Origin of the sequence: Pontiella agarivorans (genome assembly GCF_034531395.1) — a bacterium.
Lineage (GTDB): Bacteria > Verrucomicrobiota > Kiritimatiellia > Kiritimatiellales > Pontiellaceae > Pontiella > Pontiella agarivorans.
The window spans coordinates 1,211,042-1,223,561 of sequence record NZ_JARVCO010000010.1 but is presented as its reverse complement, the minus strand read 5'-3'; the positions used below and the strand labels follow the sequence as shown (position 1 = coordinate 1,223,561).

Annotated in this window: 12 protein-coding genes; 1 reads left to right on the top strand and 11 read right to left on the bottom strand. The window is 53.1% G+C overall.

Going from position 1 to position 12,520, the window contains the following annotated elements:
* Positions 1–69 precede the first annotated feature (69 nt).
* From trhA to P9H32_RS12590, 4 genes are all read right to left on the bottom strand, one after another.
* Positions 70–711, bottom strand: a complete 642-nt coding sequence (gene trhA / locus P9H32_RS12605) for a PAQR family membrane homeostasis protein TrhA (protein ID WP_322609254.1) — start codon at positions 709–711, stop codon at positions 70–72.
* Positions 712–800: 89 nt separating this feature from the next.
* Positions 801–1,352: a peptide-methionine (S)-S-oxide reductase MsrA gene (gene msrA / locus P9H32_RS12600; protein ID WP_322609253.1), complete on the bottom strand. Its 552-nt coding sequence runs from the start codon at positions 1,350–1,352 to the stop codon at positions 801–803.
* Positions 1,353–1,430: 78 nt separating this feature from the next.
* Positions 1,431–2,810 (bottom strand): PFL family protein, encoded by a 1,380-nt coding sequence (locus tag P9H32_RS12595; RefSeq protein WP_322609252.1) that lies wholly within the window; start codon positions 2,808–2,810, stop codon positions 1,431–1,433.
* A 32-nt stretch (positions 2,811–2,842) separates the two neighbouring features.
* Entirely contained in the window at positions 2,843–3,382 is a 540-nt protein-coding gene (locus P9H32_RS12590; protein WP_322609251.1) for a glycine cleavage system transcriptional repressor, read from the bottom strand.
* A gap of 131 nt (positions 3,383–3,513) precedes the next feature.
* Here P9H32_RS12590 and P9H32_RS12585 point away from each other — a divergent pair, with 131 nt between their 5' ends.
* The gene (locus P9H32_RS12585) at positions 3,514–4,554 is read left to right on the top strand and encodes an LIM domain-containing protein (RefSeq protein ID WP_322609250.1); all 1,041 of its coding nucleotides are present in this window, start codon (positions 3,514–3,516) and stop codon (positions 4,552–4,554) included.
* Between the two features lie 15 nt (positions 4,555–4,569).
* On the opposite strand, the gene P9H32_RS12580 is transcribed toward P9H32_RS12585, so the two are convergent.
* The 7 genes from P9H32_RS12580 to P9H32_RS12550 all read right to left on the bottom strand — a co-directional run bounded on the left by P9H32_RS12580 (position 4,570) and on the right by P9H32_RS12550 (position 12,498).
* The gene (locus P9H32_RS12580; RefSeq protein ID WP_322609249.1) at positions 4,570–5,271 is read right to left on the bottom strand and encodes a potassium channel family protein; all 702 of its coding nucleotides are present in this window, start codon (positions 5,269–5,271) and stop codon (positions 4,570–4,572) included.
* A complete protein-coding gene (locus P9H32_RS12575; RefSeq protein ID WP_322609248.1) occupies positions 5,268–6,698 on the bottom strand; it encodes an efflux transporter outer membrane subunit in 1,431 nt (476 codons plus the stop codon). The genes P9H32_RS12580 and P9H32_RS12575 overlap by 4 nt, the downstream gene beginning before the upstream one ends.
* An 85-nt stretch (positions 6,699–6,783) precedes the next feature.
* Positions 6,784–7,971 (bottom strand): VanZ family protein, encoded by a 1,188-nt coding sequence (locus P9H32_RS12570; RefSeq protein WP_322609247.1) that lies wholly within the window; start codon positions 7,969–7,971, stop codon positions 6,784–6,786.
* A complete protein-coding gene (locus P9H32_RS12565; protein ID WP_322609246.1) occupies positions 7,923–8,996 on the bottom strand; it encodes a VanZ family protein in 1,074 nt (357 codons plus the stop codon). The genes P9H32_RS12570 and P9H32_RS12565 overlap by 49 nt, the downstream gene beginning before the upstream one ends.
* A gap of 87 nt (positions 8,997–9,083) precedes the next feature.
* Entirely contained in the window at positions 9,084–10,085 is a 1,002-nt protein-coding gene (cydB, locus tag P9H32_RS12560) for a cytochrome d ubiquinol oxidase subunit II (protein ID WP_322609245.1), read from the bottom strand.
* A 2-nt stretch (positions 10,086–10,087) separates the two neighbouring features.
* Entirely contained in the window at positions 10,088–11,446 is a 1,359-nt protein-coding gene (locus P9H32_RS12555; protein ID WP_322609244.1) for a cytochrome ubiquinol oxidase subunit I, read from the bottom strand.
* Between the two features lie 212 nt (positions 11,447–11,658).
* Positions 11,659–12,498: an NAD(+)/NADH kinase gene (locus P9H32_RS12550; RefSeq protein ID WP_322609243.1), complete on the bottom strand. Its 840-nt coding sequence runs from the start codon at positions 12,496–12,498 to the stop codon at positions 11,659–11,661.
* Positions 12,499–12,520: the final 22 nt, after the last annotated feature.

Sequence of the window (12,520 nt, the reverse complement as noted above, 5' to 3'; positions counted from 1 at the left end):
GATCGTGGGTGTTAGAAAAGATAGTTTCAGACGAAAAAAATGATGCAGCCAGGGCGGAAAGGAGCGATTTTACAAGGCAATACCGAAGAGAATGCTGAAAAAGTGGCAGAGACTGCCGGCCAGAACAAACAGGTGCCAGACGGCATGGGACCATTTCAGCGATTTCCAGGCATAGAACACAGCACCTACGGTATAACACAGGCCGCCGACCACAAAAAACACGAACCCCGTTGTGGAGAGCTGTTCAAACAGCGGCTTCACCGCAATCACGCAAAGCCAGCCCATCAGCAGATAACTCCCCAGAGAAACCCACTTAAAGCGACCGGTGAAAAAGGCTTTAAACAGTATCCCGATCAGCGCACAGCTCCAGATCACTCCGAAAATACTCCAGCCCAGCGCACCCCGCAGCGGGGCCAGCGTGAAAGGGGTATAGGTTCCGGCAATCAACAGATAGATCGCCGAGTGGTCGATAATCTTCATCACCCGCCGCACGCCCGGTTTCCGGGCGGAGTGATAAAGCGTGGAGCCGAGAAACAGCAGAATAAACGTCGTTCCGTAGATGGCGCAGCTGACGATTTCCCACGGCCCTTTCCGAAGACTGGAAAAAACCACCAGCAACACGAGCACCGCAATACCAATGACAAAACCGATCCCGTGCGTTATCGCATTCGCCAGCTCTTCACCGGCACTGTAATCATCTTTTTTCTCCATGATATATTTTGTAATTCAGGTTTTATGTTCTTCCCATGGCGGAATCATTTCACCGGCAGTCTGCCGCGCAGAACCCGGCGGCCTCCTCCCTACCAATCACGCAAATAGTGGCAGCCGTGCGGCCCGTGTTTTTTGAAATAATCCTGATGATACTCTTCCGCCCGATAGAATGCAGAGGCCTTCGTGATTTCCGTGACAATCGGTTTTTTCCATCGCTTCTGCGCCTCCGGAAGTACCTTTTCGGCCGCTGCCTTCTGCGCATCATTCAGATAAAAAATGGCGGAGCGGTACTGCGACCCGCGATCGGGCCCCTGACGATTCATTGTGGTCGGATCGTGCAGGCGCCAGAAATGAATACAAAGCTCTTCATACGACACTTTCCCGGGATCATAGATCACCTCCACCGCTTCGGCATGGCCGGTATCTTTATAACAGATCTCTTTGTACGTGGGATTTTCTGTATGTCCGCCGGTATAACCGGACGTTGCCGACTCCACACCGTCGAGATCCTCAAACAGGGCTTCAACCCCCCAGAAACATCCCGCCGCAAAAATTGCCTTTTCCATTTCCGACTCCTTTTCCGCCGCGCCGGCCGCAACAGCCAGCCCCAGTGCACACAATACGAACAACCTTAATGTCATGATGGCCTCCTGTTCCGTTTAGAGGGACATTACTGTATTTCGTTCAATAGGCGGCTTCCCGAAATGCGGTTACGGTTCTCAGTTTTTCAAGCTGTGAATCGGAGCCGGAATGCGGCCGCCAAACTTCACAAAGCGTGAAGAGCGCCCGGTATTGCGAACCGGCAGGACAACACTGGCACCGAACAGACCGCCGAACGAAACATATTCGCCCGCCGCTTTTCCAGGCACCGGAATCAACCGAGCTGCGGTCGTTTTTGAATTAATCACCCCGATCATCAGTTCATCGGCAATAATGGCCGCAATGGTTTCGGGACTGGTGTCTCCGGGGATCGGCACCATATCGAGCCCCACCGAACAGACACAGGTCATGGCCTCAAGTTTTTCAAGAATCAGGCACTCCCGTTCGGCGGCATCGGCCAGCACCGAATCCTCCATCACCGGAATAAATGCCCCGCTCAAGCCGCCGACACTTTGAGAGGCGAACGAACCGCCCTTTTTCACGGCATCGTTCAGCATCGCCACGATCGCGGTCGATCCGGGTGCCCCGATATCGTCCACCCCGAGAATATTCAGAATTTCGCCGACCGAATCCCCCACGGAAGGTGTCGGCGCGAGAGACAGATCGACCACACCAAACGGAAGCCCCAGCGTTTCGGCGACCTGTCGGCCGATCAGCTCGCCACAGCGGGTCACACGGAACGTCGCCTGTTTGATCTCTTCCGCCAAATCATCCAACCCAAGGTTTTCGGCCCCTTCGGCTTCGATTTTTCGTTCCAGCGCCCGGGCAATCACACCCGGTCCACTGACCCCGACATTAATCACCGCTTCGGCCTCGCCGAGTCCGTGGATCGCCCCCGCCATAAACGGATTATCACCTGGCTGATTGGAAAAAACCACAAATTTTGCAGCACCGAAACCACCGGATTCCTTACTGGCTTCGGCGGCGGCTTTGACGGTTTCGCCCAGCAGCGCTACGGCATCCATATTCAGACCATGTCGTGTAGAACCGGCATTGATGGATGAACAGACGCGGCTGGTGGAGGCCAACGCTTCGGGCACTGCACGGATCAGGTTCATATCGCCCTGGCTGATGCCTTTTTCAACGTTGGCGGAATAGCCACCGATGATATCAATGCCCACTTCCGCTGCGGCATCATCGAGCGCTTTAGCCAAACGAACAAAACCGTCCAGCGAAAAGCCGGCCCCCACATGAGCAACCGGTGTGACCGAAATCCGCTTATTCACCACCGGCACACCGTACATGCCGCCGATATGGTCGCAGGTTTCCACAAAATTTCCGGCCAGCAGCCGGATCTTTTCCTGTATTTTCTGTGCCGTGGTTTCGGCATCGCCGGTACGGCAGTCCAGCAGACTGATGCCCATGGTCACAGCGCGCACATCCAGATTTTCTTTCTGGATCATATCAACGGTTTTAAGAATCTGGTCGGAGCGGATCATGTCAGGTTTCCAATTTAAAATTTTAACTTTTACTATATTTCGTTGGTTGCGCGGAAAATATCGTTGTGCTGCAACACCAGATTAAGCCCGCTTTTTTCACCGAACCGGGAAAGTTCGGATCTGAATTTTTTCACCGACCGGGTGTCGGAAAATTCCAGCTGAAGCATCATGGTGTACTGATCGCCATCAACATGCGATGCGAGGTCGAGGATATTGACGCTGCGGTCGTAACAGAAACGCGAAACCTGTGCCACGAGTCCAACGCGGTCTTTAGCCACGGCCGAGAGAATGTACACCTGCTCTGAACGCTCGGTTTCATCGAGTGTTCCCGTAACCGATTCCACGGAAACGTGGGAGGTTTTTCCTGTTGCCAGCGCTTCCTGCACCTGTTCAACGGTCACTTCGGCCGGAAAATCGGCCACAAGAATCATCGTAAAGTACCCGCGGAGCACTGATTCACGCAGATCGGCCAGATTGCCGCCGAGAGAGCTGATGCCTTCCGTCACCTCGGCCACTATGCCCGGACGGTCGCGATCCATTACCGAAATTACCAAATTGTTTCTGTTCGCCATTTTTACCTTTCCAATGGTTGAACAGACACTATCGCTCTTTTTCCATCCATTGGAACAAAAAAGAATGCTCTATTCACGGGAAAGGAATTTTTCGGTATTGCGTTTCGACGGTGATGGCATAGCATTGCGTTATGTTTTCCCGTCGATCCATGTTAAGCGCATTGCAGATCCTGTTCGTGCTTCCCGGCACAAAACTGCTGGCGGACGAAAACCCGACCGTGTGCGAGGTCTGCGGCGAAACCCTGCCTGGACGCTACTGGAACTATGAAGGGCACGCCTGCTGTTCCCAACAATGCGTAGATAAACTCCGGCCGAAATGTGCCAAATGCGGCCGCCCCATCAACGGCCAATACATCGAGTCCGAGGGGAAAATATATTGCTCAAAGAAGTGTTTCAACAGCACCCTGCCCCGCTGCGAAATCTGCGGAGCACATATTGAATCAGGCTACAGCATTACCCGACACAACTATTGCGATGAATGCATGAGCAACAGCCCGACCTGCTTTTCCTGCGGCCTGCCGGCAAAAGATCCGACTGAGCTCAGCGACGGACGCATCGTGTGCAGCACCTGCCGCCGCTGGTCGGTTTACACAGACGACGCCGCGCTGGAACAATATGACCGCGCCCGCCGGGAGCTCGAAACCTGGACCGGGCTTCAGCTCCGGACCATACCGCAGCTGAAGCTGGTAAACCGCACCGAGATGGAAGAGCTTTCCGGCACCATTCGGAAAACCGATGAACCGGTGACCATCCGCGGACTCTACAGCCGCCAGACCATGCTGGTTAAACGCGGAATTTTCGGCAGCTGGCGCAAAAACGAAAAGCAGTCAACCGAATCTGTTTATATTGTAAACCATCTGCATGAAGAGATCTTCCGGGTGGCCGCAGTCCACGAACTGATGCACGATATGGTGCACGAACATTTTCCGAAACTCGAGGATGCTCCGCTTTGGGTCCACGAAGGCATCTCACAATTCGCCGCAGCAGAGTACTGCCGGAAAAAAAACTATCTGGATGCACTGGATACTATTGAAACCAGCAAAGATCCAGACTATGGCGATGGCTATCGTTTCTTCAATGATATCGCAGGTTTTAAGGGATGGAATGCCCTGAAACAGTGGATTGAAGAAGTAGATGTGTCTTCGCTTCCGAAAAAAGCACCGCTAGAATAAACCCGATGGGTTCGGCTACTCTTTTTGATCATTTTCCCGTTCGTGGGAAATATGCAGAGCAATCAACCGAGCAACAATCACCGCCAGAAAAACCTGACCGATAACCGCCTCCATCATCGCATAGGACTGAGCAAGAGGTGTCTGCGGCGTAATATCGCCGTACCCCAGAGTGGTCAGCGTGGTAAAACTGAAATAAACAGCCCAGAACGAGTTGACGGCATCAGACGAAAGCCAGGCTTCGGGCACATTGAAAGAAGTCGGATCCTGGATAAAAAATCCGGTATATACAAAAGACCAGATCACTCCCATCAGGAAATAGGCGGAGATCGCTCCGTAAATTTTATCTTCCGTCACCGCATCATTCATCAGGACAAACCGCATGATGCTGTAGAAGACGAGCACAAAATAAACCACCTTGAATCCGGTTACCGCTAAAAGAAAACCGTGCGCCTCTCCAGTCCATGCCATTTCAAGCCCGGTCAGCATCACATTGACCAGCGTGAGACAGGCCATGAACATAAAAAACTTCCGGGTGCTGGAAATCGCCCGAAGACAGGAAAGCAGCACCGCAATACTGAACCAGCCGAGTGCATTATCAACCACGCCCTGATTTTTTCCCGCCATCGGCATGACGAAAAACATGGCCATCATCGTGGCCAGAAAGAGACCAAAGCGCCCTTTCAAAAAAGCATTGATAATCGGCCGCGCACGACTCATTCAGCATCCTTTTCGGAAAGACTCCAGCCGCCACCCAGCGCTTTATAAACACCAACCATGTAAGCGCTCACCAGACCTTTGCTCCGGGCCAGTTGATCCTGTTGCTCCAAAAGTGCCTGCTCCATGTTCAGCACATTCTGGAAATCGGTCAGGCCCGAAGAGTAAAGTTCTGTGACAAGTTCAACCGATTTCTCAGCGGCCTCCGCCGCCACTTCCAGCGATTCAATCCGGTCTTTTTCATGGGCATAAGCCGACATATTATCTTCAACTTCTTCGAGGGCCAGCAGCAGCGTCTGTTCATAGGTATGCAGAGCGGCTTTTGTTCCTGCTTTCTCGGCATCGACCTGACTGCGGATACGGCGACCGTTAAAAATACTCCATTTCAACTGAGGTCCGAAACTATAAAAGGTATTTGCTCCGCTGAAGAGATCGGAACCCGTGGATTCCACCGCCAGTGTACCCGGCAGCGCCAGCGTCGGATACAGCTCCGCCTGAGTTGCTCCGATCAATGCATGCTGTGCTGCCAGCTCGCGTTCCGCACGGCGAATATCCGGCCGCTGACGCAGCAGATCGGCCGGCACCCCGACCAGCAACTCTTCGGGCGGCGCAGGAATCGGGGCACGTGTTTTCAGCTCTTCCTCGAGCGCATAGGGCATTTCCCCCACCAGCACACTGAGCCGGTTGATAGCCACCACCAACTCCTGTCGCAGCGACGGAATGGCGGATTTTGTACGCGAAAGATTCAACTGCGACTGCGATACATCGAGTGCCGGGACCAGTCCGGAATCGAAACGGTTCTGCGTCAGCTCCAACGTTTCCCCCTGGGCTTCCAGATTGTTTTCTGCAAAATAAATCCGCTCCTGCAGCGTCCGGCAGCTGATATAGTTCTGGGCAATTTCCGCATAAAGCACGACGAGAATATCCCGATAGTTTTCCACCTGCGCCTGAAGCGAAGCATCGGCGGATTCAACAGAACGGCGAACCCTTCCCCACAGGTCCAGCTCCCAGGCCATGGAAAGAGAGGCATCGTATAATTCGCCGGTACGGCTTTCCCCGAGAGGGGTATTCGCCTCAGTAGTCTGATATGCGGAAGCGGATCCGCCGGCCATAATTTCCGGCCACCACCGGCTCGCGCTGACACCGCGCAATGACGCCGCCTGCTCAATTCGTGCCGCCGCAGTTTTCAGGTCGAAGTTATTGGTCGAAGCCCGTTCGATCAGCGAATTCAGCGTCGGATCATTAAAAGCCGTCCACCAGGTCTTCAAATCCGGCGTTCCGCTTTTGAATTCTTTTTGTACCGCACTGTGCCAGGCATCCGGAGCGGACTCTTCAGGTTTTTCATAGTCCGGGCCCACAGAGGGCAGCGAAGAACAGCCGCTCAGTAGAGCCAAACCGGAAATTGAGTACAGAAACCAACGGAATTTCATAGGAAGAGCTCCTTTTAAAAGTGATCATTTATTAAGGGAAAGATGATAGAAACTGCAACAGCACAAGTCAAACGCCGAAACCGCATCAACTTTTTCCAACCTCCGAAAACACCGGAACGGTGAAACGAACCAAACCGAACAGCAAAAAGGCCACAACCATTCCGCAGACATCAATGATCCAGTCGCTGAATCCCGGAGTTCGGTCCATCGTGAGATACTGCAACGACTCTGTGACGGCGGCAAAAAGCAGAATATCAAAGGCCACCTTTCCAAAATATTCCCGGCTCTGCCCCTCAAGTGCCGCCGAGCAATAGACCAGAAAACAGAGTGTTGCAAAAAGAGCAAAATGACCGATGCGGTGCACCTGTTCAACGGCCTCAATCATCCCGTTCACGGCGACCGTCTCCTTTTCACGAACCACCGGTTTCGGTGAAAATGATTTTTCAGATTTCTGCTCAGAAACCTTCGGCTTCTCCTTCACAGGCTTTGGCTCGTTTGCCTCCAGTCGTTTCTGCAACTGCTCCAGCCGCAGCTTTAAACCGTCGACCGGCTTCTGGATCCAGAGAGTGGGTGCCAGTGTTCCACAGAGAATGGCAAAGACATTCAGCAGAATGAGAATACGCAGTTTACGGCGGTCCAGCCGGCAACGCCGAAAATAGAGAAAACCCATCCACAGCCACGCCGCCAGAAACAGCAGTTGAACCGGACGATAAGTGGATTTAAGTTCAACCGGCACCGCAATAATCTGATCAAACCAGGCCGTTCCCGATTTCCCGATCTGCTGCAGCACCACTTCCACCGTGGCAGCACCGGGAAAAACCTCGAATTCCTGTTGCTGAAAGGTCCACGGCACTGTCCCTTCCTCATCGAGCAGGCCATGCGTTCCCGGAATCCATTTTCCTTTTGCATCACGCTGGATCAGCAACAGACGCGCACTGCTCCAGGGATATTTTCCACGCACCACATTCTGAGTCCGGATTCGGCCCTCAAGACGGATGGTTGAATAAGCGGGCTTTTCCAGAATCCGGAAACGGGCCTCTGCGTTTTTTCCACCCGTTGGAACATGCAGCCGAATGGTGTCGTTGGTTTGCGAGGCATCGCCGCGGGTACGCAAAGCATTTACCAGGAGCGGGGTCTGCAACAAGGGTTCAGCCACCGGCTGATAACGGTCATAATTCCCCCAGAACAACAGGGTAATACCCAGCAGCACCAATGCGGGAAACCTTAATCTAAGTTTATTGAACCAGCCTGTTCCCACTTCAGCGAACTCCATATTTTTCTGAGCAGTATAAACAACAGCAACGCAACCAACATGCCGTATGTATTGCAAAGCATATCCTGAATGTCGACCGTGCGTTCCACAGCAAAATACTGCAACGACTCCGTTACGGCACCGAAGAGCAGAATGTCGAGCCCGGCCCGCGGATAAAAACGGTATTCCCGACACTCCAGCGCCCCCGAAAGAAAGGTTAAAAAAGCCAGCGATCCAAAAAAGAGAAAGTGTCCGGTGGAGCGTCCGATAATATATTCAAAATGGTCCAGCAGACCACTGCCCAGCCCGGCTGCAACCAATTCATATGCCGGAGAAACAGCCGGCGATGTCTGCATTTCGAGCTGGGAAAACCAGCGCAGGAATCCCGGCCCGTACTGAAACCAGCGTGTCGGCAGCATAACGCCAACAAGTATCACCAGCGCATTCAGCAGAATGAGGTAACGCAGCGGACGCTCATGGAGACGGCAGATCCGGTAATAGAATATGCCGAGCAGACACCAGGTCAGAATAAAACTCCAGCGGACCCAGGGGTAAAAACCGCTCCGCACCACAGGCACCGCCTGAATCGAATCAAATGCCGCCGAACCGACTGAACCGTGGCGCGAAAGAACCACCTGCGTAGCAACGGCATCGTTCTCCAGCATGTAATCCTGAATGAAAAAAGAACGTTCCAGCGTTCCAACGGCCGACATCCGGTGCCAGCTTCCGCGCAATAACTGCCCGTCGGCCAGCCGTTGATCAAGACGAAGCGAAACGGTATGCCCGGCATGAATATCCGGAACCGGATCCGCCTGCAGACAACCGCTGAGACGGATGATTTCATAACGGGATACATTCCCCAGATCAAAGATCACTTCCGGATGATCGCCTGCGGCATGCTGATTGATGCGGATAATGCCGTTCGTTGCAGAACAATCGCCGTGAACAAAGTCAGCAGCAACCAGTTGCGGATGATCGAGCAACGGTTGACCGGCCGGGCGGCAGGGATCAATTGCCGGCCAGACAAACAAAGTGGCTGCCAGCATAATTAACGCCGGCAGCCGCTTTTTCAATTGGTTCAGGCTTTCGTCCATCGACCGGAAAACATACCACCGGAAGAATAGATGCCGAACTTAATCTTTATGGACTTTTACCTTATCCCGGAAGACATGGTGAATGAACCAGGTGTAGCCCAGCACGAGCGGCATACCGATGAGGGCAATGCCCAGCATCCAGCCGAGGGTGCGCATCGAGGAGGACGCATTGAAAACGGTGAGTCCCCAGTCCGGCTCGTTGGTGCACGGCACGATATTCGGGAAAAGCGCCGCAGCAACGGACAGCATAACCAGCCCGATCGTAACCGAGGAAGACAGAAAAGCGGCTACGGCTTTACCTTTTTTGTTGAACGCAAAAGCCAGGAAATTGCTGATCAGCGCGAAAACAATAAGAAGCATGCAGACGAACTTGTAGTCCCCGCTGATGCAGAATTTAACGCCGTAAGCCAGGGTCGGCATAAAGGTGAACAGAAATATATACCAGGTTTTCTGCGCCCATTTCCCGGCCCGCTCTGCTGTTTCGCCTTCGAGCTTCATGGCCAGATAAAGCGCACCGTGATGCGCAAACATGGCCAGACCGACAATCCCGCAGAACAGCGCGAACGGGTTCAGCAGGGCGAAAAATCCGCCGGTATAGTCACCAATGGCGTTGAGTTCCAGTCCCTGGAGAATGTTGCCAATGGCAACGCCGTAGAGAATGGAGGGCAGAATCGAGCCGAACGAGAAAGCAATATCCCATGCCTTCACCCATTTTTCGGATTCAATCTTGTTGCGGAATTCGATGGCCACCGCGCGAAAGATCAGCCCAAGCAACACCAGCATCATCGCCAGATAAAACCCGCTGAACACGGTGGCATAAACCGGCGGAAATGCGGCAAAAAGCGCACCGCCGGCAGTAAGCAACCAGACTTCATTACCGTCCCAAAACGGCTCGATCGAATGAATGAACGCCGTGCGTTCCCCTTTCTTTTTGGCGAAGAGGTGCCAAAAGCCAACGCCCAGATCGAATCCGTCGAGAATCGAATACCCGATAACGAGAATCCCGATGAGCAGAAACCAGATAATTTGCAATGCTTCCATGATTATTCAACCTCCCCTTCAAGGGCTTCAATGGATTCGGGCCCCTTGGCAAACTGGTTTTTCAGCAGATAAATCCAGAGGCCGAAAAGCAACGCATAGATAATGGAAAACATGATGATGGAAGCGAGCACCTGTCCCGCCGGAACGGATTTGGAAACAGCTTCTTTTGTACGCAACAGATTATAAACCACCCACGGCTGGCGCCCCACTTCGGCAGCCACCCAGCCCACTTCGTTGGCGAGGAATGGAATCGGCACCGTGATGGCACAGATTTTCAGGTAAAGCTGATGGTCGAGCAGCTTCTTGTTGAGCCAGAAAATGACGCCGATGAATGCAACAAAAGCCATCCACATCCCCATGTAGAACATCAGGTGAAACGCCCAGAATGAAATGGCCACCGGCGGGCGGTCCTCTTTCGGAAAGTCTTTCAGCCCCTGGATTTCCGTATCAAAACGACCGCCGACCATCAGACTGACCATCCCGGGAATCCGAATGGCAAAGTGGTTCTTCTCGGCATCCTGATCCGGCAGACCGAACAGCATGAGCGGCGCGTTGGGGCCGCTTTCCCAGATTCCTTCGAAGGCCGCCAGCTTGGCCGGCTGGGTTTCCGCGACTTGGTGGCCGTGTTTATGTCCCACAAACATGGTAATCATAATCACCATAAACGCCGGAATAACGGCGGTGCGCATAGACGTACGGAAAAACTCCACATTGCGCTCTTTCACGACCTGCCAGGCGGACGTACCGAGAATGAAAAATACGCCAACGGTCAATGCACCGGTGATGACGTGGGAGTAGCGCGGCAGTGTGGACGGATTAAACACAGCCTCCCAGAAGTTCGTAAGTACGGCTTTCTGAATGACCACCCCGTTCACAGTTTCGGTGACAACTTCAAATCCCGCCGGAGTCTGCTGCCACGAGTTGGCCACCACAATCCAGAAGGCCGACATCGTTGCTCCCAGCGCCACCATGAAACTGGAGAACCAGTACAGCTTCTGCGACACGCGCTTGCGGCCGTAGAGCAGAATACCGAGGAAACTCGATTCCAGGAAAAAGGCGAAAACACCCTCCGCCGCCAGCGGAGCACCAAAGATATCCCCCACAAAACGCGAATAGCCGGCCCAGTTCGTCCCGAACTGGAATTCCATCACGATACCGGTTGCCACCCCGATGATGAACGAAATTGCGAATACCTTCGTCCAGAAATGCGCCAGTTGTCGGAAAATGGGATTCCCGTTTTCCTGATAACGCGTGTTATACATAAAAATCATCCAGCCCAGACCAATCGTCAGCGGCGGGAAGATATAGTGGAACATGATCGTTAACGCGAACTGTATACGCGCCAGTAACACAGCATCCATTCATCTCTCCAGTTTCGGTGAAATTTTAAAACATGTACATGCTTGTACATGAATTGAAACTAAATAGATACTCCGACCATTTTAGTAATTCAATACCTATTTATCGATAAATAATAAGCCATTAATATGACCACCATTTACATGTTTTGACATTACGTTTTTTCAGGGAAAGGAGAACAAACCGATCAGCCCCGATACCGCCCGGCGATTCCTCAAAGACTTGAACCGCGCCAATGCAGCTTCTGGGCAAGGACTGAAAAATAGCTGTGGTTTTCCAACTGCAGGAACTGTACGCCGTGCTCACTGCGCCGGATTTCAATCCGTCCGCCCTGCTCCATTAAAAACTCATCCTGTCCATCAATAGACAGAATCAGTTCTTTTACCGCCTTCACCACCCGGATCTCAATACAACTTGTATTCGGCACCACCAACGGCCGTGAACCCAGCGTATGCGGACAAATTACATTGATGCCGAATCCGAGCACGCCGGGATGCAGGATCGGCCCGCCCGCCGACAGCGAATGCGCGGTACTGCCCGTAGGGGTTGAAACAATCATACCGTCGCACATGAACGAACTGACATTCTCACCGTCGATGACCAGATTGAATGTGTTAATGCGCGACGACGCCCCCCAGCCCAGCACAACATCATTCAGCGAACGTTGCACGCCGATCAATTCATCGTTTCGGAAAACCCGGCACTCCGCCACATCCCGAACGGAAACACTGCACGTCCCGTTTTTTATGGCCTCCAGAGCCGGACGAATTTCCGAATCACTCACGCTGGTGAGAAATCCAAGACTGCCGAGATTCACGCCCATAATCGGCACCCCGGAACCGTGCAGAGCCAGTGCGGTGTAAAGCACCGTTCCATCCCCGCCCAGCGCCAGAGCCACATCGACCTGTCTTCCGAATTCAGAGGCCGGCAGCAGTTCAGCGTTCAACGCCTCCGCCATTTCCGGCTTTTCTGTAAAAAGCCGAAAATCAAACGCTGCCGCAAGATCTCGCAGCTCACTTAGCACATGCTCCGCCCGCGGGCGTTTCGTATTCACAATGACACCGATTTTTTTCACG